The sequence below is a fragment of the Pseudomonas sp. CFII68 genome, from assembly GCF_000416195.1.
GTDB classification, from domain to species: domain Bacteria; phylum Pseudomonadota; class Gammaproteobacteria; order Pseudomonadales; family Pseudomonadaceae; genus Aquipseudomonas; species Aquipseudomonas kilonensis.
In genome coordinates this window covers 1-19,788 of sequence record NZ_ATLN01000122.1, presented here as the reverse complement: position 1 = coordinate 19,788, position 19,788 = coordinate 1, and the positions used below count along the sequence as shown (strand labels likewise).

Sequence of the window (19,788 nt, the reverse complement as noted above, 5' to 3'; positions counted from 1 at the left end):
CATGTGCAGGCCGTGGGTTGGGTGGTTGTTGTGCTTGATTCCTGCGCTGGCAACAGCGCAGGACGAGCCGTTGCGCCTGGCCTTCGACGGTCAATTGCTGCAAGTGAGCCAGACCCAGGTGCTGGATCGCCAACCATTGCCCGACACTTTGCAGGCCCCACTGGGCAGTCTGTGGAAGCTGTTTGTCTACGCCTGGCTGGTGGACACCGAGGCTCGCGAACCGGTCTATGAGTGCCGCGGCGAGTCGAAGGAAGAGGTCTATTGCTGCAACGCCGGGCAGAGCATCGGTCGCGACCAGGCCTTGGTGAAATCCTGCGGCTTGTATTTCGAGCCGCAGCGGCTCGGGTTGTCGGCTTCGAACTGGCGTGATTACTGGCAGGGCCGTCAGGCGCCGGCCTGGTTGTTGGATCTGCCGACCTTGCAACCGCAGACGCAAGTGCCGGTCGCGCAGTTGCTCAAGGCCCTGGCCACGCTGCCAGCCCAGGAGCAGGCCCGACGGGTGCTGCTGGATGTGGCACTCAGCGCGGCCGACGGGCGACTGGTCGGCGAATTGGGCAGTCGCCTGCGGGTCAAGACCTGGAGCTGGCTAGGTGATCAGGGGCCTTCATCGCGACAGGGCGGTTTCGCCGGTTGGCTGGCCGATGGCACCCCGGTGTGGGCCGGTGGCCGCGGCACCAGCCAGCAGGTCTTGAAGGTCTACGGCGAAGGTTTGGCGGCGGCATTGCCATCGCGCTGGCCGGCGGAAACCGGGCGTTGCGTGGAAGTCGGCCTGTTTGCGCGCTATCCGTTGCAACGGGTGATGGCCGGTGACCGGCCTGCCACGCCAGGTCAACTGCGCGGCGACTACCGCGTCGAATTCACCAACGGCAATCAATTGGACATCCACAGCGATGGCGAGCTGTTCCTGATGCCCGGCAAGCTGGTGGCGCGCCTGGACCGGGAGGAATACGTCGCCCGGGTCTTGCAGCGCGAAGCCAAGGCCGAGCCTGCCGAAGCCGCCAAGGCACTGGCCGTGGCGATCCGCACCTATTTGCTGCAGAACGCCCAACGCAACGGTGATTGCCTGAGCATCGACGACAGCAGCCATCGCCAGCGTGTCGCGCCACGCCCGGCGGCGCCGGAAACCCGCGCCATTGCCGCCTGGACCAGCGACCTGGTCCTGGCCGGCACCGATGTCACCTACCACTCCGACCAGCCTGGCCCGGACAAACTGTCCTGGGCACAAGCGGTGGAGCAAGCCAACGCCGGCCAACGCTACGACGCCATCCTGCTGCATGCCTACCCGCGTGCCAGCCTCAGCCGCTGGGACAACCCGGTGGCATCCTGCGAAGCGCTGCCTGCCGCCCAGGACTGGCTGCTGAAACAGCGCCGAGGCTGGCGTGAGCGGCTGGAAAGTGAAGTGGGCTACAACGAAATCAGCGCTTTCGCCGTCTGCCGCGTCGCTTTCGGCCGGCCTTATGTCGACCGCGAGCGCCAGCGCATCTATGTGCGCGGCGTGCTGTCGCTGCAGGATCGTCTCGACCTGACGCATGAATATCTGCACCTGGCCTTCGAAGCTCATCCCAACGGCCAGGACGAAACCTATATCGAAGGGCTTGCCCGTCACCTCTTGCTGGAATAGACCATGACACTCCGTTATCCACAGGTCTTGCTGTTGCTCTGCGCCCTGACCGCGTTGCCCTCGGCCATGGCCGCCGACACTGTCAAGCTCGACACTCCGATCGGCGGCTGGCGCAGCGGTGCGCCGGGCGGTGAAGGCGAAAGCTTCAGCCAAACCGTCAACTACCCAGCCTCGTCGGTCAACACGCCCCCGGGCCAGGCCAGCACTGCCCGTATCACCGGCCAGATCAAAGGCGCCCCCAAGGACAGCAACGCGCCGGGCCAACTGATCGTCAACGGCGTCAGCCTGCCGCTGAAGCTGGATGAGGAAGGTCGCTTCGACCGGCCGTTCTCGTTCCCCAATGGCAGCAACAGCGTCGAAGTGCGCAGCGCCGATGGCCAGCAGCGCCACCGCACGCAATTTCTCAACACCAGCGGCGGCGCGACACCGGCCAAGCTGCGGGTGTTGCTGACCTGGGACAGCGACGGCACCGACCTGGACCTGCACCTGGTCACGCCCGACGGCGCCCACATCTGGTACGGCGACCGTGCCGTCGCCAACGGCGGCGCCCTCGACGTCGACGTTACCACCGGCTACGGCCCGGAAATCTTCGCCATGCCCGCGCCGATCAAAGGCCAGTACCTGGTGTATGTGAACTACTACGGCGGCGGTTATCGCTATCAGGACGACGGCGAGGAAGGTGAGGGCGGTGGAGAACAAGCGCAACAAGCCCTGACCACCGCACAAGTCACCGTGATCACCGAAGAAGGCACGCCGAACGAGAAGATGGAAACCTTCGTGGTGCCGATGCGGGCGGTGGGTGAACTGACATTGGTCAAAAGCTTTAGCTATCCGTAAGGCATCGTCGCAGCCACAACTGATATTACAGCCTGTGGAGATCCCCTGTGGGAGCTGAGCTTGCTCGCGATGACGGTCTTGCATCCAACATCAATGCAAGCTGACCCACCGCCATCGCGAGCAAGCTCAGCTCCCACAGAGGATCGATGGTGGACGCCTGATCTGTGAACGCTCAAAAAACCTGTGGGAGTCGAGCTTGCTCGCGATGACGGCGGCACATTCGGCATCGAGCTGTCTAGTAGATCGCTATCGCGATCAAGCTCGCTCCCACAGGGGGATCAGTTGCTAAAAAAATCTCACGCGTGAGCTATTGTGAGGTTTCGAAAGTACCTGTAGTGTTTATCACGCGTGAGTTTTTCACAGTGGGGTCAGTAGCATGTCAACCAGCTCTCCATCAGATCCGCCAGACGGGTCTGTAACCGATTCAGCGAGCCGCACGGGAGAGCGCGCCAAACCCTCCGCGAAAAAACCGTCGAGCTTCTACATGAAGCAGATGCGCGCGGGCCTGAGTGCCGCCGGGTATGTGAAACACGAGACTTGGGTGCTTCCCGAAAACCGAAGCCTGCTCAAGCAAATGGAGAAACAGCTACGCCAACCGATTCTGGCTGGCTCATTCATGTCGGAGGATTACATGAGCGCAGGTAACAACTGGAACATCGATCGCCTCTACAGCGCCCTTCAGGCCCTGGACGAAGTGGTCGCGAACGACATCACTCTCTCTCTCGTTCAAGGCTCCGAGTCCAGCATCAAGCTGGAAATGAATGACTTCGGTGGCTTGCCGATCTACATCGCAGTGGTGGGCGACCAGATCATCGTCGATACCGTCCTGGTGGACGTCGAGTCGATCAAGGACGTCGCGGCCTTCAATGACGCCGTGCTGCGCAGCCGGGAGATGTTCCCGCTGTCGTCCATCGGCATCGAGACCATGCCCAACGGACAGGTCGTCTACAACATGTTCGGTGCGTTGAGCGCAGGCTCCAGCCTGACCAACGTCGTCACCGAGGTCAAAACCCTCGTCGACAACGTCCAGCGCGCCAGCGAAGCCTTCGAACGCTTCTTCATTTAATTCGCCGAATAGGAACCATCCAATGACTCAGTCCATCTGGAGCAAGTTGTTCACCGCACTGCGTGGCGGTGCCAACGAAGTCGGCGAATCGATCGTCGACCAACAGGCCCTGCGCATCCTCGACCAGGAAATCCGCGATGCCGACAGCGCGCTGGCCAACGCCAAGCGTGAGCTGGTCACCATCATGGCCAAGCACAAACTGGCGACTGATCGCGTCGGCGAATACAACGCCAAGATCAAGGACCTGGAAGCCAAGGCCCTGGCCGCGATCCAGGCCAACCGCGAAGACCTGGCGCTGGAAGTGGCCGAAGCCATTTCGACCCTGACCAACGAACTGGACGCCGAGCAGAAGCACGCGACCGAATTCGGTGGTTACGCGGACAACATGCGCAAAGACATCACCAAGGCCGAAAGCCGGATCAAGAGCCTGCGTCAGCAAGTGGACATGGCCAAGGCCCGCGAAAGCGTACAGAAGGCCCAGGTCAGTGCTTCGATCGCCAGCGGCGGCGCCAATGGCAAGCTGGAAACCGCCGTCGGTACGCTCAACCGCCTGCAGGCCAAGCAACAGCAACGTGCCGCTGAACTGCAAGCCCAGGACGAACTGGCCGACGCTTCGACCGGCTCCGACCTGGAGCGCAAGCTGCGCGACGCCGGCATAACGCCGAACGAAGGCAGCGCCAATGCGATCCTGGAACGTTTGAAGAAAAAATCGGCTGAGTGATCGGATGGGGCTTGCCTTGGTGAAGACCCGCCAAGGCAAGCCAGGCCAGGCACAGACCTTGTGGCGAGGGGATTTATCCCCGCTGGGCTGCGCAGCCCCAAAGCTGCGTGCTCCATCCAGCTGACACACCGAGGTGTCAGCTTTTAGGGCCGCTGCGCAGCCCAGCGGGGATAAATCCCCTCGCCACAGGTTTTGTGCTCGGCATCGGTTTTTTTGTGTCTGAGTCCTGCTTTCCAGAAAATCGTCCGATTTATTGTCACCAAAGCACTTTTATCAAAACCGCACAGCAGGTTTAATGCTGTCCGGCCACTACGCTCGAGCACTCAGGTGCCAGAGCGATGATCCCGCCAGGAACGAAGCCCCACGGAGTCAGGGACGAAATGTCGATTTTCCTTTTGTTGCGCACGTACGCGTCGTCCTTCTTCCATCGGTTCGGCTGGGCGGGCCTGGCCATTGCGGTGGGCTTGCACCTGTCCACGGCCTGGATCGGCCTGGTGCTGCTGGGCGAGCAACACCTCATCGCCGCCGCCACGTTTATCTACTTCTATCTCACCACCACGCTCACCGTCGGCTATGGCGATCTGTTGCCACAGACATCCGCCGGGCGAATTTTCGTGGCGACCTGGATCATGCTCGGGGGCATTGCCCTGTTGACGACGGTCATCGGCAAAACCACCAGCAGTGTCATCGATGTATGGAGAAAAGGCATGAAGGGCAAAGGCGATTTCACCGGTAAAGTCGGCCACACGGTTCTCATCGGCTGGGAGGGCGCCTCCAGCGAGCGGGTCATCGAATTGCTGCTGCAGGACGAAACGTCCAATGACAACCTGATCGTCATCTGCGATTGCGATCTCGAAGAAAACCCCATGCCCGGCAAGACCTCGTTCATCAAGGGCGACAGCCTGTCCTCCGTCGCGCTGTTGCAGCGTGCCGGCGTGCCAGGCGCCGAACGCGTGCTGGTGCGAACCCATTCCGACGACCTGACCCTGGCCACCGTGCTGGCGGTCAATCAATTGGGGCCTGCCGGGCACGTGGTCGCACACTTCAATGACAGCGAAATCGCCGCCCTTGCCAGCGCTTATGCGCCGAGCCTGGAATGCACCTCCAGCATGGCCATCGAAATGCTGGTGCGTGCCTCCCAGGACCCGGGCTCGTCCGTGGTCATCAATGAATTGCTCTGCGTCGGCCAAGGCGCCACCCAGTACCTGATGAAGCTGCCCGAGGCGTTTGAAGCGACGTTCGGCGATCTCTATACCCGGATGAAAGAGCAGCACAACGCTACACTGATCGGCTACCGCGCCCAGGGCGCCCGCCAGCCGTCGATCAACCCGCCCGGCGCCACCCGCGTCGTGGGCGGAGAACTCTTCTACATCGCCTCCACGCGTCTCAAGGAAATTTCCCATGGGGTGGTTTAAACAGTTGATGGGGCTTGAAGCCCCGAACGCGAACGCGAACACGACAGCCAGCAATAACTCGCCTGTCACCGGGCCGCTGGGCCTGGCTTCCGGCAAGCAGGTCATGTTCGATTCCACGCTCAAGTTGCTGCTCGACGGCAACAGCGCCGTGGTCATCCCCGGCTCCCAACAGATCTGGAGCCTGGGCATCGTCGACCTCGGGCAGTCGAACTGGCTGTCGCGCTGCTACATGAACGACGAAGACTACTGGCTGCAAGTGCACACCAGCGGCGACATCGCCGGGCAGGTCGAGTCGGTGATCCTGTTCAACTACCTCAGCTACGTCACGATCAACAGCGAAGCGGAGTTGCGTCGCCTGGCCGGCCCTGAAAGCTTGATCGGCCTGCCGACCTACACCCACGACGGCGTCGAGTACACCCGCGAATGGGGCACCGAGGCGGGCCAGACAGAGTTGGTGGGGATGAGCGAGCGCGTGAGCAACCCGGATGAGTCCTACAGCGTCGAGCACCGTTCGATGCTGTACGCCCGCGACACTGGCCTGACGGATCGCCGGGAATTCCTGCTGTTCTCCGTCGAAGAGGACGCCGAAGGCACCGTCAGCCTGAGCACTTCGCTGGGTATTTCGCTGTACACCACTGACCTGAACACTCTTTGAATAAGGAAGAAATCCATGCTTGAAGCGCTCTCCATTTCCCTGAACAAGGCCGCCGTGTTCGGCTTCGTCCTGTACATCCTCGGTGCGGCCGTGCTGTTCGCGCTGTTCCAGTTCATCTACATCCATGTCACGCCGCACAAAGAGTTCGAGTTGATCCGTTCGGGCAACGTGGCTGCGGCGATCGCCCTGAGCGGTGCGCTCATTGGTTTCGCTATCCCGGCCAGCAACGTGATTGCCTACTCGATCAGCCTGCTGGATTTCGTCGTCTGGGCAGTGATCGCCGCTGCCGTCCAGTTGTTGGCGTTCCTGGTGACCAGCCTGGTGCTCAAGGGCGCTTCCGCGCGGATCAAGAACGGTGAAATCGCCGCCGGTATCTACATCGCCGCCGTGGCCATCAGCGTCGGCATGTTGAACGCCGCGTGCATGACGCCTTCCACGAACTGATTGCGCCACGGAGATCCCGATGAAACGAAGCAAGTACGTCCAGCTTTCGCTGGCCGCGTCGGTCGCCCTGGCGATATCCGGCTGTGGGCCAACGGAAAAAACCTACAAGTTGCAGAAAAAGTACAACTTCCAGTCCGTCCAGCAATGTGTCGATGAAAAGCTGCCGGTGGACATTTGCGCCGACGCCTACATGAGCGCCATGAGCGAGCATCGTCGCATCGCGCCGGTGTACGACAGCCAGGCCGATTGCGATGCCGACTTCGTGCCTGATTGGTGCCAGCAGGACTCGGCCGGCAAGTTCCTTCCCAAGCTGGGTGGTTTCGAGCTGAACGCCGATGGCGAAGTCACGCAGTCCGAGGTCGATGCCGCCCGGGCCAAGTTGCCGGCTTCGGAAGCGAACGTCGGTGGTTCAGGCTTCGGCAACCTGCTGACCGGCATGCTGATCGGCAACATGTTGAGCAGCAACCGCAGCAGCTATTACTCCGAGCCGGTCTACCGCTACCGCGATGATCGCGGCAGCTTCGGGTCCTCGACCCTCAGCCAGCGGGTGTCCAGTGGCTCGACCTTTACCAGGTCCAACCAGGCGCGGTACGGCAGCTACACCGACTCCATCAAGAGCAGCAAGGCGATGGCCGTCGCGTCCTCCACGTCTCGTGGCGGTTTCGGCAGCAAGTCCAGTGCCCGCAGCGGTTGGGGCGGTTCGAGCAGCTCCGGCGGTTGAGGAACCAGCGCCATGAAGAAGATCCATTGCGCAGAACGTCATGACTGGAAACAGACCGCCGAGCAGCTCGGCTTTCTGTTCCACACCATCGACGACGAACCCTATTGGGACGAAAGCGCGTACTACCAGTTCACCCTCAAGCAGATCGAGGACGACCTGGAAGACCCGACTACCGAGATCCATGACATGTGCATGGACCTCGTGGCCCGCGTGGTCCAGAGCGAAGAATTGCTGGAGCGCCTGAGCATTCCCGCGCCGTTCTTCGACCTGGTGCGCACTTCATGGCTGGAAGGTCACCCGCACCTGTATGGGCGCATGGATTTCTCCTACAACGGCACGGGCCCCGCCAAGCTGTTGGAGCTCAACTACGACACGCCGACCAGCCTCTACGAGGCGGCGGCGTTCCAGTGGGGCTGGCTGGAGCAATGCATCGAGCGCGGTTTGCTGCCCAAGCATGCCGACCAGTTCAACAGCATCGACACCAAGCTGCACCAGGCCTTTGCCCAGTTGCAGCTCAAAGAGCCGTTTTATTTCGCCTCGATGAAAGGCTCGGTGGAAGACAAGGGCACCACGGACTACTTGCGCCTGATCGCGGAAAAAGTCGGCATTGAATCGCGGCACATCGATGTCGAAGACATCGGCCTCAACAGTGACGGGCGTTTTGTTGACCTGGAAGAGCGCTGGATTCCGCACCTGTTCAAGCTGCACGCCTGGGAGTTCATCTTCCACGAGCCGTTTGGTGAAGCGATTGCCCAGTGCGATACGCAGTTTTTCGAGCCGGCCTGGAAGTCCATCATCTCGAACAAAGGCATCCTGCCGTTGCTGTGGGAATTCAACAAAGGCCACCCGAACCTGCTCGCGGCCCACCTGGATACCGACACCAGCAAAGCGGTGCCCAAGGGCTGGGTGCGCAAGCCGTTCTTTTCCCGGGAAGGCGCCAACATCGAGCTGCAAACCGCTGATGGCCTGATCGTAAAAGAAGACGGCCCCTACACCGACGCGCCGTTCATCCTCCAGGAATTCGCGCCACTGCCACGCTTTGGCGACAGCTACACCCTGATCGGCTCCTGGGTCATCGGCGACCAGGCCGCCGGCATCGGCGTGCGGGAAGACAACAGCCTGATCACCAAGGATTCCAGCCGGTTCCTGCCGCACCTGATCCTTGACTGATTCTCTGGGTTAAGCACTGAACCCCTGTGGGAGCGGGCTTGCTCGCGAAGATGGCAGCACAGTCAATATTGATGTCGCTTGATGCACCGCCTTCGCGAGCAAGCCCGCTCCCACAGGTTTAGGTTTCACCGAAGACTTTCCTTAGGTCCACCAGTACCGCACCAGGTGGAAGAAGATCGGCGCCGCGAAGCACACCGAATCCAACCGGTCGAGCATGCCGCCGTGGCCTTCGATCATGTGGCCCCAGTCCTTGACGCCGCGGTCGCGCTTGATCGCTGACATGACGATGCCGCCAGCAAACCCCAGCAGGTTGATCAGCAAGGCGATGAGGAACGACTGCCAAGGATTGAATGGCGTGATCCACCACAGCGCGCCACCGATCAACGAGGCCAGGAAAATGCCGCCGACAAACCCTTCCACGGTTTTCGAGGGCGACAGGTTCGGCGCGATCTTGTGTTTGCCGAACAGCTTGCCGCAGACGTACTGCAACACATCCGAGAGCTGCACCACGATCACCAGGTACGCGATCAGCAACAGGTTGCGCCCTTCAAAGCCAGCGATGTCCAGCGTCAGCAGGGCGGGCACGAAGGAGATGCAGAACACCGCGATCATCAAGCCCCACTGAACCTTGGAAGCGCGCTCCAGGAAGTGCGTGCTGTCGCCGCCCAGGGACGCCAGGATCGGCAGCAGCAGGAACACATACACCGGAATGAAGATCGAAAACAGCCCGTACCAGTCGTAGTAGATCAACAGGTATTGCAGCGGCAGCGCCAGGTAGAACGCGGCCACCAGGGCTGGGTAATCGCTGCGCCGGGTCGGTGTCAGGGTCAGGAATTCCCGCAGGGCGTAGAACGACACCGCGTAGAACAACAGGATCACCGCGGCGTTGCCGAGCCAGAACGCGATGCCGATCACCAGCACCATGATCCACCAGGCATTGATCCGGGCGTTGAGGTTGTCGATGACGGAGTTCGGCGCGCCTTTGGTCCGCAGCCTGAGAATGAAACCGATCAACGAAGCCAGCACCAGAATGGCGCCGATCCCGCCAAACAACATCAGGGTATATCGATCCATGTCAGACGTGCTCCGGGGCCAGTGCCAGCAGCGCGGCGCGGCTGCGTTCAAGAAATTGCTCTTTGCTTTCACCTTCTTCGATGCACAGCGGCGCGCCGAAACTGGTGGTGCACAACAGCGGCAGCGGCAGGACACGGCCTTTGGGCATGACGCGGTTGAGGTTGGCGATCCACACCGGAATCACCTCGACCTCGGGATGGTTTTTCATCAAGTGATAGATCCCGCTCTTGAAGGGCAACAGGCCTTCCTCCGGATTGCGCGTGCCTTCCGGAAAGATGATCAGCGAGTCGCCGTTTGCCAACGCATCGAGCATCGGCTGCAATGGGCTGCTGGAAGGATCTTTGCGCTCACGGTCCACCAGCACGCCGTTGAACACCCGGTTGATGATGTAGCGACGCATCGGGCTGGTTTGCCAATAGTCGGCTCCCGCTACCGGACGAGTGAGCTTGCGCAGCGTCGGCGGCAGCGAGGCCCAAAGCAACACGAAGTCACCGTGGCTGCTGTGGTTGGCGAAGTAGATCCGCTGCACCGGCGTCGGCGCGCAGCCGAGCCACAGGCTGCGAGCGCCCGTGACCATGCGGGCGGCGGAGGTGATGAGGTTGGCGACCACGGGTTCGAACATGAGGATTCCTTGTCCTGAGAAACATAAGCATAACTGTGGCGAGGGAGCACACCCTTTGTGGCGAGGGGATTTATCCCCGTTGGGCTGCGCAGCAGCCCTAAAGCAGTTAACTCAATCTTCTTGGCACACCGAGGTGCCTGGTTGGGGGCTGCTGCGCAGCCCAGCGGGGATAAATCCCCTCGCCACAAAAACTTCCTACATACCTGAAGCTAACCAGGGACTGGCCAGGATGAAGCCCAGCACCAAGACAACTTGTATGGCCAGCAACCGCGACTGCCGACGCAGCAGCAACAACGCGCCGTGCCGGCGTTCGGTCCAGAGACGGCCGGCGCGTTCGGCCGGTTGCAGGCCCAGCGAGGTGAGGGCTTGGTCCAAGGTGTAGGTGCGTTCGGCCAGGGATTGGGTGCTGTCAGCCATGCGCTGAAACAGATCGGCATCGAATGCCACGCGCAGCGCCCAGTATTTTTCCAGCACGCCGAGGACGATCAGTGTGGCACTCAGCAGCAGCAACCACGGATCGATGACGCCCACCAGCCATTGGCCTAGTCCTACCAGTGCTGCCAGCAGCGTCAGCCCGGTGGAAAACTGGTCCAGCGAATGCCCTCGGCGCAACAGGCTTGCCACGGTGTGGAGTTCCATATCAGTGATCATGGTCATTTCCCGGCGTTGTGGATAACTGTTCCAGCGCTCGACGGTGCGCCGCATGCAAGACGATACGCGGTCGAGCGCGCTGGATTTGCACGATTGCCGCATCAACGTTCGCTGCCCGTCCACTGTGCAACAACCAGGCAACCACCGCCGTGGCGCTGCGTGAATAACCCAGGGCGCAGCAGACCAGCACCGGCCCGTGCTGGCGCAGGCTTTCGATGGCCTGTGCCGCGTTCAGGCATTGCTCAGTCGTCGGTGCGGTCAGGTCGAGCACCGGCAACGAACGATAGGCAACGCCCGTGCTGTCCATGGACAGTTCCGCGCAGAGGTCGAGCACCCCGGTAAACGCGCTGTCCTTCAGTTCCATCGGCGTGGGGATGCGCCCCAGCCAGACGTTATCCGCCACCTGGTCCGGCTGCGGATGCTTGCGCGTCCAGCAACGGGAGTTGATCCACGCCGCCGCGAGGTAAGGTGCCAGCAACCAGCGCGCCGCCGGACTCAAGCGGCCGTCGGCACGCTTCTGGAACCCGTCGGCACCGAACAGCAGGTAATTCAGCGCCACCATGAGCACCGCGACCGCCGGCCAGATCAGCCAGAGCCACGCGCCGCCCAAGGCAAACGCCGGGATGAACAGCGCCGCCGCGCCCACGCCATAACGCAAGGCCAAGCGTCGGCGGGCAGGATCTGTCGCCAGCCGCGCACTCAGCAGCGGACTCGGACGGTCCAGCGGCCACAACCAGACACACAGCCAGCCGGCCAACGCGCCCGTGGGCAGGTCAATGAAGTGATGTTGATAAGTGGTCAGCACCGACACGCCGATCAACGCGAACCAACCGTGCATCACCCAGCGCCAGAAGCCCTGCAGATGCCGCTGATAGCAGACCCACAGCACCACCAGCAACGCGATGTGCAGCGACGGCGCCTGATTGAACGGCTTGTCGAAACCCGCCAGCACTTCGAACAACCAACCAAACACCCCGTCCATTTCCGGGCGGGGGAAGGTGAAGCGCAACGGCCAGAGCAAAAAGCAACTGACCGCAATCACCTGCGCCGTAAGCAGGCGCAAGGCGTGGCGCTTGAGTTCGTCACGGCTGGTGGGCAACAGCAAGGACAGGCCGTACAGCAGATCAATCGACCAGTACGGCACGATGGTCCAGGCCATGAACGGCATGTGGGTTTCCCAGGCGAACACCAGCGTGCCGACGTCGTCACGCTGGGACGTGACCCAGGTGGCGAAGCCGTAAGTGGTGAAGAACAGCGGCGCCAGCAACAGCAGCCACAGCACCGCCGGTTTCAGCAGTGCGGGCTCGCGGGCTGGAGCGATGACGGCGCTCATTACTGCACTCGCTGGGCCAGCGAAACGCTGAAAATGCCCCATTCATCGACCCGCAGGGTGATCTTGCGGAAGCCCGCCGCCTCAACCAATTGATCCATCTCCGCCTGTGTACGCCGACGCATCACCCAGGCCTGACCGGCGCGGTGGCTGGTGAGGGCGCGGGCGATCAGTTCCAGTTGCGGGTGCCACGGCTGGCCGGTGTAGACCAGGAAACCGCCAGGCTCCACGGCTTCGGCCAGGCCCGCGAGGGAGCCACCAACCAGTTGGTTGTCGGCAAACAGCTCGTACAGACCCGACACCACGGCGAGGGTGGGTTTCGGCTCCAGCGCCGCCAGATCCTGGCGGTCGAAGGCGTCACCTTTGACGAATCGGGCGATGTCGCCCAAGCCTTTTTCAACGATCAGCGCACTGCCGTCGCGCACGTTGATGTCGCTGTAGTCGCGCAGCAGGATCGACTCGGGCAACGGGCTGACGCCTTGCAGCGCTTCGAGAATGTAGCGGCCATGGCCGGCGGCGATGTCGACGATGCGTACCTCGCGGTCTTGCGCACGCAATTCGGCCATCGCCAGGCGCAGCAGCTCCTCGACGTTCAGCTTGCGCTGACGAATGCCGCGCCAGCCGATGGAGTTCAGGTAGTTCTGGTCAATCATCTTGCCCAGCGCCGAGGTGCCGGTGGGGCGGTTGCGGTAGACATAATCCAGGGTACTGCCGGAGTCGAACCCGGTGTCGAAGCCCAGCTTCACCCCGGCCGACAACTTGCTGCCAAAGCGCATGCTGGCGCGGGTCATGCGCCAGTAGAGGTCGCGCAGCGAGTTGTGCGGCAGCGGCGTGGCCAGGGTTTCGGCTTCGGCGCAGGTCGCGCCCAGGCGATCAGCGTCGAGCAGGGAAGGGCGGTCCAGCGGTCGGGCAAAGTTCTGCAGGATGAAGCGGCGGGCACTGGCAACGGCCGGCGCGCGGTTCTTCTCGCCGAGGGTGTCATGGAAGAACCCCGGCAGGATGTGCTTCTCTTTGTGCAGGCTGCCCAGGCGCTCGAAGAACTGCTCCTGGGGTTTGCGGTGCACGACAAAGTCCGAGCCGGAGATCAACAGTTGCGTCGGCACCTGGATCGCCTGGGCATCGGCCACCACGCGGTCGGCGGCTTCGTACAGGCCCAGCAGCACGTTCACCGAAATGGCCTTGGTGATCAACGGATCGCTGTCGTAGGACGCCACGCGCTCCGGGTCATGGCTGAGGAATTTCGCCTTGACGTAGCTGTTGACGAAGAAATTGCCACGGAATTTGCGCATCAGCGCCAGGCCCGGACGGGCGAATGGCACGTAGAGCTTGACCTTGAACGCCGGCGAGGCCAGCACTAGCGAGCGAATGCGCGGCGCGTAGTCGTGGACCCAGGTGGACGCGATCACCGCGCCGACACTTTGTGCGACCACGGCGATGTTCGCTTCGTCGATCTGATGCGCCGCGCCGATGTGATCGCAGAAGGTCTGCACATCCCGCGCACTGGTGGCAAAGCTCGGGCTGTCGCCCCGTTCGCCAGGCGACTGGCCATGGCCGCGCGAGTCCCAGGCAAAGAAGTCGAACCCGGGCAGGTCCAGTTCATCCACCAGGTGCGCAATGCGCCCGGAGTGTTCATGACCACGATGAAACAACAACACAGCTTGACGGGGCTCACCCGCCGCCGTGTCGACAGCCGGCCAGTGCCGGTAGAACAACTCTACGCCGTCAAAGGTAGTGAACGTCAGTTCCTGGGCTTCGCGCATTGCAAGTTCCTTTATGCTGAGGGAGCGTTTTCCTTCACTTGGCCCAGGCCATGACGGACCCGATTGACCAAGGTATAAACCAGCAGGGCGGCAACCACCGCCATCACACCATCGACCCAGAGCGCCCCGAACCAACCCAGGGCAATGCCGGTCGCCAACACGCCCAACACAAAGGCGCGATCACTCTTGCCCATCGGCCCGTCATAGCGCCGCGAAGCCCCCACCATTGCCCCCAGCACGCCGGCGTATTCGCTGAACAACGCCAACAGCGTGACCAACAACACGAGCAACAGACTGGAATCGGCAAACAGGGCAAAAGGCAGGATCAGGGCCGCGTCGGCGATGATATCGCATAGCTCATTGAGGTAGGCGCCCAGATGCGATTGCTGACCAAACTCCCGCGCCAACATGCCGTCCACGGCATTCAACGCCATGCGCAGGAACATCCAGATCGGCACCAGGACGAAGATCCACGGATGGTTGGCAAACCAGGCGATGACCGCGCCGACCAATACCGAAACGATGCCGGCGAGCACCGTGACCTGGTTGGCGGTGACACCGTTGTTGTAGAGGCGTTGAACCATGGGGCGCAGCAGGTTTTGAAAGGCGGGCTTGAGTTGGTAGATGGAGGGCATCGGGGTGAGATCTCGACCGGTTGCGGGGCTGGGCTTATACAGGTGCGAGATTACGATAGGTTGAGGGGTTGCAGGCGGGTATTTCTTGAGAATGAGTGCGGGTAGGCATCTAAAACCAATGACCTGTGCAAGAAATAGCCAATGTGGGAGCGGGCTTGCTCGCGAATGCGGTGTTTCAGTCAACATCAATGGCGGCTGACCCACCGCATTCGCGAGCAAGCTCGCTCCCACAGGTTTTGTGCCTGAAATGAATTGTGCGCTGTGCATGCGATCCTGTTTCAAGGCTGCATTGGCCGATGTTTTGACTCTGATTTATACTGAGCGAGCTCTGAGCACTATTTGTATTTAAATCTCCTTATAAAACAATCTGTTGAGAATTATTTTTTGTTAGGTGCTGCCGGGAGGTAAGCCATGGTTATCGAAGAGCGGCTTAAAAGATCAATCGCCTTGCGAAAGGACGATGTGTTTCTACGCTCCGAGTTTTCCGACTTCGGCAGCCCCGCGCAGGTATCCCGAGCGCTGCGCCATCTGGTGGCCAACGGCGTACTGGTCAAGCTCGGCGTGGGAGTCTTCGCAAAAGCCAAGGCCAGTGTGCTTACGGGCAAGCCGATACCGGTTCGCCCCCTTGAAGTCCTGGCACCTTTGGTTCTGCAAAAGCTTGGCGTGAAGATCACGGCGGGACGCGCAGTGCGTGAATACAACGCCAGCGACAGCTTGCAGCTACCCGCCGGCATCGTTTTCGACACGGGTTCACGGCGTATTAATCGCAAGCTCGGCTTCGGTGGTCGGTACGTTGTTTATGAAAATCATCACGCCTGAACAGGTCGAGTTGATCGATGCGGTGTTGGCTGAGGTCGATGTCGGACTACTTACGGCTAGCATCCTGGAAAAAGACGTCCACGTGACGGATGCTTTGCAAGCTTTGATGGGGATGCGGTTTCCAGGTGTTCGCCTGGTGTTTTGCGGCGGCACAAGCCTGTCGAAGGCTTACCAACTGATCGAGCGTATGTCGGAGGACGTCGACTTAAAGATCGTGTTGGATGAGCCTGATGCGTTGAGCGCCTCGGCTCAGAAGCGGCATCTCAGCAACCTGAAGGTTCAGGTTTGTCATGTCCTCGCCGAGTTCGGTTTTGAGGAGATCGTGGATGCGCGTGTTGCTCGGAATGAAAACCGATACTTCGCCAGTCGTTGGCAATATGCCCCTCAATACCCTCACGACACCAGTTTGCGCCCTTATCTAAGTCTTGAGCTGACTGCGCGAATCCCACAGTTTGAAGTGACTCAGCAGCCGCTGGAGTACCTGGTCAATCGACTCGCCGCAAGGTCTGGGGGATTGGGCGATATTGCCTGCGTAGCGGTAGAGGAAACGCTTGCGGAGAAAGTTATTTCGTTTCTTCGCCGCTATGCCCAACACCAAGCCGGAGCCATGCTCCAGCCATGGGACGATACATTGGTGCGGCATATCTATGATGTTTACTGCATAAGCCGTGGCGATCCCGCTGTCGGCGAACGAGCCGCTCTCGGTTTCAAATGTCTGGTGGAGTTTGATGCGCTCGAATTTGGTCGGCAGTTTCCTCCATTTGCTGACGATCCGGGAAATGTCATGCAGTGCGCTCTCCATCAGGCGAGTTTGGATGCGCAGATTCGTAGCCAGTATGACGCGAAGCTCATGCCGCTGATTTTTGGCAATGTCCGCCCGAGCTTTGATGAAGCTTATGTTGTGTTTCGTCTGCACGCCGAAGCGTTGATTCGGACGCTGTAACACTCTCGGATCATAAACGGGTTAACGGACCCTGCTCGCGGGTGTCTTCTTTCGAGCAAAGCGGGTCAGCAGCCGGCTGACTAAATACAAGGAGTGTTTCAAATGCTGCAAATGGATTGGCTCACTAACCACATGGATAAAAGCGACCAGATGGCCGAGTGGCTCCATCGGGAGTTCAGTTATGAATTCGCCCAGCAATCCCTCGCCAGTTGGCAGCAGGAATTCGCTGCGGGGCAGCACGATGGCCGCTGGAAGTGCCTGATCGCCATGGAACACGACCAGTTGCTCGGCGGCGCTTCACTGGCCAGCCACGACCTGCCTGACCAGCCAGAGCTGGGCCCGTGGCTGGCGTGTGTATTCATCACCCCAGAGGCTCGACGCAGAGGGCTTGCGGCGCAGTTGATCGAAGGCATCTGTAGTCATGCGCGAGAGGCTGGAATCATCACCTTGTTCCTGCACACCCACAGCCAACGTGATTATTACGCCAAGCTGGGTTGGGACGTGCTGGAGCGTTTTGAGGCTTGGGGGAAAGAGCAATGGCTGATGGCGCGGTGTTTATAGTCATCGGCGGGTTTTCCACACCAAGCGTCTAAATTTAGCGAATCGCCCTACATCCATTCCCTCTTTTCCTGACTTATTTCTCTCGCCATCGCAGGCAGAGTCTCGCGCCCACTCCTGCGCCGCGAGCTGCCTGCATGAAGTTCCCTGACAAGATCCCGTCATTAACCGGCGCCATAGGTTCGCTGGTCTTGGCCGCCATGAACTCGCCCGACATCGAGGAAGTACTGCAGGACTTTCGCCACTGCCTGGGCGACTACGACAGTTGGGCGGAAAGATTCTGGACCGGTCGGACGCTGGACATTAAGCAGGTGTTTAAAGTTGGCCAGGAGGTGTCGCTCGCACCTGCGAAGGACGATGGCAAGCAGATCAGCGCCGTGGTGGCGAGGTGTCCGGCACAAGGCCCGCTGACGCTGGTGCACATGTTCCAGGCCTCGCGTTTCGTGCCGATCGGCGACACGCCAGTGGTGTTGGAGCCGATCATCAAGGGTGAGCTGGGGAAGGAAACGTTTGGCGATCCGATCCCTCATGTCATTGGCCCCAGCGGCATTTTGGAAATACCCGAATGCGACCGCGGCCAGCGTTACCGCATCAGTTTCTTTCCAAATATCACGACCGATCATGTCAAGGCGCTGTACGCGTCCTACCAGCGCGAGATCGTCGAGCTCGAAGGTTGGCTGAAAGCGGAATGGAATGAGTTTCAACCGTTGTGGAAGGCGTCTTCCGAGAGCGGTTTTGTAAAGCGCTTCAACGCATTGCAGGACGCCCAGCTACGTGGCTTTGAAAACGCCCTGTTTGGGCTATGGGACGACGTAAAACAGGTCTTCGATCTGTTGGCGGATCTACAGGCCAACAGTGAAAAACTGCTGGAATACCTCACCGAGACTGAGCTTGAGCAACTGCTGAAAGCCTCATCGGAGGCAATTGCCAAAGGCCTGATGATCCTCAGCGACGAGCCCTTGCTCTTCGTCTACACCGCGGCGTTCATCGGTTGGCTGCGGATGCTGCCGCCGCAGTACCTGGCCGAACTCCTGGGGGAAATGCGCGCCTCGATTTTGATCAACTTCCTCTTGGCGCGTGTGACCGGTGGGCTGGGCGTTGGGCTTCGTATGAGCGGCAAAGTGTTGCGCCATGTCCGCTCGGAACGCGCCCGCGAGTGGTTGCAGGCATCGAGTCAGCGTTTGGGCCAACTTGGCGGCGACAGCCTCAACAAACATGCCGATGTACTGAAGCCAGTAGTAATCGCCGGTCAAGGACCGTCGGTGGGGCCGGCGCCTGTCAGACCGTTACAGATCGCCACTGGGGATTCCGCGCCGCTGTCGGTCAGCAACCCGGCTCCGATCGTGCGGGAAAAATCCCAGGCATCTACGCGACTGAGTAAATACGAACATCACGACGACGCCCCCGCCCAGTCGAAAAACCCCAACGGCGACCCCGCCGACACCGCGTCCCAGACCCAGACCAGCGGCTGCCCGGTGTCGATGGTCACTGGCGAAGAGCTGCTGACCCTCGACGACGGCACCCTCGATGGCCGCTTGCCGTTTGTCTTCACCCGTTTGTACCGCACCAGCGCCGCTGACCTGGACGTCGGCCTCGGGCGCGGCTGGAGCCATGCCCTGGCCCATCGCTTGGAACTCGGCGGCGAGCAGGTCACGTGGGTCGACCAGGAAAACCGCCGCACGACCTTTCCACTGCCCAGCGCCCAGCGTCCGGCGATCCACAACAGCCTGGCCCGGGCGGCGATCTACCTGGGCACCGAGGCGGACGAACTGATCGTCGCCCAGCCCGGCGAAAACGCAGCATTCCTGCACTTTCGCGACGGCCACCTGTGCGGCCTCAGCGACCGCTACGACAACCGCCTGACCCTCCAGCGCAACATTCATGGCGACATCTGCCGCCTGGACAACGGCGCCGGCCGTTCCCTGCGCCTGCGTTACGAGCAGCGCCACCTGATCGCCGTCGACTACCAGAGCTTCCACCCGGCCATCACCCTCGACGAAGCCTGGCGGACCGAACAGACGCTGGTTTCCTACCGCTACGACGGACGTTTCCGACTGATCGAAGCGACCAATGCCGCCGGTGAAAGCGAGCGCTACGACTACGACGACCAGCACGTCATCCTCCAGCGGCAACTGGCCGGTGGGGCGAGCTTCTACTGGGAGTGGCAAGGCCTCGGGCCGGCGTCCCGCTGCGTACGGCATTGGGCCTCGTTTGCGCAGATGGACAGTCGCTACACCTGGGGCGAAGACGGCAGCGTCACGGTCCGGCACCTGGATGGCAGCCAGGAGGTGTATGTCCACGACGACCGGGCGCGGCTGGTGCGCAAGGTCGAGCCCGACGGCGGTGAGCACCTCAAGGCCTACGACGAACAGGGCCGGCTGATCGCCGAGCAGGACCCGCTGGGCGCCGTGACCGAATACCGCTACGACGACGTCGGACGGCTGCTGGCGCTGCTTCCCCCGGACGAGGCGCCAACGTCCTACGAATACCGCAACGGTTTCCTGCACAGCCGTGCGCGCGGCAAGGCCGTGTGGAGCTACCGGCGCAATGCCCGCGGCGAGGTGATCGTCCTCATCGACCCGGACGGCCGGCGCACGGAATATGCCTACGACGCCCATGGGCAACTGCTGGCGACGTATGACCCGGACGGTGGCGAACATCGCTTCACCTGGAGTCGTCTGGGCCAACTGACCGAAGAGATCCTGCCCGACGGCCGTCGCCGGTGTTTTTCCTACGATGCCCTGGG

19 protein-coding genes are annotated in these 19,788 nt (G+C 61.3%); 13 read left to right on the top strand and 6 right to left on the bottom strand.

The features are described from left to right. The first annotated feature begins 1 nt into the window (after position 1). The 9 genes from CFII68_RS04280 to CFII68_RS04320 all read left to right on the top strand — a co-directional run bounded on the left by CFII68_RS04280 (position 2) and on the right by CFII68_RS04320 (position 8,650). Positions 2-1,621 (top strand): DUF2300 domain-containing protein, encoded by a 1,620-nt coding sequence (locus CFII68_RS04280; RefSeq protein WP_033062877.1) that lies wholly within the window; start codon positions 2-4, stop codon positions 1,619-1,621. A gap of 3 nt (positions 1,622-1,624) precedes the next feature. Further along, on the top strand, positions 1,625-2,458 hold the full coding sequence (locus CFII68_RS04285) for a YfaP family protein (protein ID WP_018612577.1): 834 nt from the start codon (positions 1,625-1,627) through the stop codon (positions 2,456-2,458). Positions 2,459-2,942: 484 nt separating this feature from the next. Then, positions 2,943-3,524 (top strand): YjfI family protein, encoded by a 582-nt coding sequence (locus CFII68_RS04290; RefSeq protein ID WP_018612576.1) that lies wholly within the window; start codon positions 2,943-2,945, stop codon positions 3,522-3,524. A 22-nt stretch (positions 3,525-3,546) separates the two neighbouring features. Continuing rightward, entirely contained in the window at positions 3,547-4,245 is a 699-nt protein-coding gene (locus CFII68_RS04295) for a PspA/IM30 family protein (protein WP_018612575.1), read from the top strand. A 380-nt stretch (positions 4,246-4,625) separates the two neighbouring features. Further along, positions 4,626-5,660: an ion channel gene (locus CFII68_RS04300; protein WP_018612574.1), complete on the top strand. Its 1,035-nt coding sequence runs from the start codon at positions 4,626-4,628 to the stop codon at positions 5,658-5,660. Next, positions 5,647-6,315, top strand: coding sequence for a DUF2491 family protein (locus CFII68_RS04305; RefSeq protein ID WP_018612573.1), 669 nt, complete (start codon positions 5,647-5,649; stop codon positions 6,313-6,315). Before CFII68_RS04300 ends, CFII68_RS04305 begins: the two co-directional genes overlap by 14 nt. Positions 6,316-6,330: 15 nt before the next feature. Beyond that, positions 6,331-6,759 carry a DUF350 domain-containing protein gene (locus CFII68_RS04310; protein WP_018612572.1) on the top strand — a complete coding sequence of 143 codons (429 nt, stop codon included), beginning with the start codon at positions 6,331-6,333 and terminating at the stop codon, positions 6,757-6,759. Positions 6,760-6,778: 19 nt separating this feature from the next. Continuing rightward, entirely contained in the window at positions 6,779-7,480 is a 702-nt protein-coding gene (locus CFII68_RS04315; protein ID WP_018612571.1) for a DUF1190 domain-containing protein, read from the top strand. Positions 7,481-7,492: 12 nt separating this feature from the next. After that, positions 7,493-8,650 (top strand): glutathionylspermidine synthase family protein, encoded by a 1,158-nt coding sequence (locus CFII68_RS04320; protein WP_018612569.1) that lies wholly within the window; start codon positions 7,493-7,495, stop codon positions 8,648-8,650. Between the two features lie 141 nt (positions 8,651-8,791). On the opposite strand, the gene CFII68_RS04325 is transcribed toward CFII68_RS04320, so the two are convergent. The 6 genes from CFII68_RS04325 to CFII68_RS04350 form a co-directional block, all read right to left on the bottom strand. Continuing rightward, entirely contained in the window at positions 8,792-9,724 is a 933-nt protein-coding gene (locus CFII68_RS04325; protein ID WP_003205974.1) for a phosphatidate cytidylyltransferase, read from the bottom strand. A 1-nt stretch (position 9,725) separates the two neighbouring features. Next, positions 9,726-10,346, bottom strand: a complete 621-nt coding sequence (locus CFII68_RS04330; protein ID WP_018612566.1) for a 1-acyl-sn-glycerol-3-phosphate acyltransferase — start codon at positions 10,344-10,346, stop codon at positions 9,726-9,728. Positions 10,347-10,541: 195 nt separating this feature from the next. Continuing rightward, positions 10,542-10,997, bottom strand: coding sequence for a hypothetical protein (locus CFII68_RS04335; RefSeq protein WP_018612563.1), 456 nt, complete (start codon positions 10,995-10,997; stop codon positions 10,542-10,544). Beyond that, positions 10,987-12,330, bottom strand: a complete 1,344-nt coding sequence (locus tag CFII68_RS04340) for a phosphatase PAP2/dual specificity phosphatase family protein (protein WP_018612561.1) — start codon at positions 12,328-12,330, stop codon at positions 10,987-10,989. Before CFII68_RS04340 ends, CFII68_RS04335 begins: the two co-directional genes overlap by 11 nt. Further along, positions 12,330-14,087 carry a bifunctional alpha/beta hydrolase/class I SAM-dependent methyltransferase gene (locus CFII68_RS04345; RefSeq protein ID WP_018612559.1) on the bottom strand — a complete coding sequence of 586 codons (1,758 nt, stop codon included), beginning with the start codon at positions 14,085-14,087 and terminating at the stop codon, positions 12,330-12,332. Before CFII68_RS04345 ends, CFII68_RS04340 begins: the two co-directional genes overlap by 1 nt. 11 nt (positions 14,088-14,098) lie before the next feature. Next, positions 14,099-14,722: a CDP-alcohol phosphatidyltransferase family protein gene (locus CFII68_RS04350; RefSeq protein WP_018612557.1), complete on the bottom strand. Its 624-nt coding sequence runs from the start codon at positions 14,720-14,722 to the stop codon at positions 14,099-14,101. A 411-nt stretch (positions 14,723-15,133) separates the two neighbouring features. Between CFII68_RS04350 and CFII68_RS04355 the strand changes: the two genes are divergently transcribed. From CFII68_RS04355 to CFII68_RS04370, 4 genes are all read left to right on the top strand, one after another. Further along, on the top strand, positions 15,134-15,541 hold the full coding sequence (locus CFII68_RS04355; RefSeq protein WP_003205962.1) for a DUF6088 family protein: 408 nt from the start codon (positions 15,134-15,136) through the stop codon (positions 15,539-15,541). Further along, positions 15,522-16,484 carry a nucleotidyl transferase AbiEii/AbiGii toxin family protein gene (locus CFII68_RS04360; RefSeq protein ID WP_018612553.1) on the top strand — a complete coding sequence of 321 codons (963 nt, stop codon included), beginning with the start codon at positions 15,522-15,524 and terminating at the stop codon, positions 16,482-16,484. Before CFII68_RS04355 ends, CFII68_RS04360 begins: the two co-directional genes overlap by 20 nt. Before the next feature lie 102 nt (positions 16,485-16,586). Continuing rightward, entirely contained in the window at positions 16,587-17,045 is a 459-nt protein-coding gene (locus CFII68_RS04365) for a GNAT family N-acetyltransferase (RefSeq protein ID WP_018612551.1), read from the top strand. A 134-nt stretch (positions 17,046-17,179) separates the two neighbouring features. Continuing rightward, positions 17,180-19,788, top strand: a 2,609-nt coding sequence (locus CFII68_RS04370) for a DUF6531 domain-containing protein (RefSeq protein ID WP_018612549.1), incomplete at its 3' end; no start/stop codon positions are given.

Coding starts and splice junctions, on each gene's coding strand:
- CFII68_RS04280 (WP_033062877.1), top strand. CDS start 2: ATGTGCAGGCCGTGGGTTGGGTGGTTGTTGTGCTTGATTCCTGCGCTG.
- CFII68_RS04285 (WP_018612577.1), top strand. CDS start 1,625: ATGACACTCCGTTATCCACAGGTCTTGCTGTTGCTCTGCGCCCTGACC.
- CFII68_RS04290 (WP_018612576.1), top strand. CDS start 2,943: ATGAAGCAGATGCGCGCGGGCCTGAGTGCCGCCGGGTATGTGAAACAC.
- CFII68_RS04295 (WP_018612575.1), top strand. CDS start 3,547: ATGACTCAGTCCATCTGGAGCAAGTTGTTCACCGCACTGCGTGGCGGT.
- CFII68_RS04300 (WP_018612574.1), top strand. CDS start 4,626: ATGTCGATTTTCCTTTTGTTGCGCACGTACGCGTCGTCCTTCTTCCAT.
- CFII68_RS04305 (WP_018612573.1), top strand. CDS start 5,647: ATGGGGTGGTTTAAACAGTTGATGGGGCTTGAAGCCCCGAACGCGAAC.
- CFII68_RS04310 (WP_018612572.1), top strand. CDS start 6,331: ATGCTTGAAGCGCTCTCCATTTCCCTGAACAAGGCCGCCGTGTTCGGC.
- CFII68_RS04315 (WP_018612571.1), top strand. CDS start 6,779: ATGAAACGAAGCAAGTACGTCCAGCTTTCGCTGGCCGCGTCGGTCGCC.
- CFII68_RS04320 (WP_018612569.1), top strand. CDS start 7,493: ATGAAGAAGATCCATTGCGCAGAACGTCATGACTGGAAACAGACCGCC.
- CFII68_RS04325 (WP_003205974.1), bottom strand. CDS start 9,724: ATGGATCGATATACCCTGATGTTGTTTGGCGGGATCGGCGCCATTCTG.
- CFII68_RS04330 (WP_018612566.1), bottom strand. CDS start 10,346: ATGTTCGAACCCGTGGTCGCCAACCTCATCACCTCCGCCGCCCGCATG.
- CFII68_RS04335 (WP_018612563.1), bottom strand. CDS start 10,997: ATGATCACTGATATGGAACTCCACACCGTGGCAAGCCTGTTGCGCCGA.
- CFII68_RS04340 (WP_018612561.1), bottom strand. CDS start 12,330: ATGAGCGCCGTCATCGCTCCAGCCCGCGAGCCCGCACTGCTGAAACCG.
- CFII68_RS04345 (WP_018612559.1), bottom strand. CDS start 14,087: ATGCGCGAAGCCCAGGAACTGACGTTCACTACCTTTGACGGCGTAGAG.
- CFII68_RS04350 (WP_018612557.1), bottom strand. CDS start 14,722: ATGCCCTCCATCTACCAACTCAAGCCCGCCTTTCAAAACCTGCTGCGC.
- CFII68_RS04355 (WP_003205962.1), top strand. CDS start 15,134: ATGGTTATCGAAGAGCGGCTTAAAAGATCAATCGCCTTGCGAAAGGAC.
- CFII68_RS04360 (WP_018612553.1), top strand. CDS start 15,522: ATGAAAATCATCACGCCTGAACAGGTCGAGTTGATCGATGCGGTGTTG.
- CFII68_RS04365 (WP_018612551.1), top strand. CDS start 16,587: ATGCTGCAAATGGATTGGCTCACTAACCACATGGATAAAAGCGACCAG.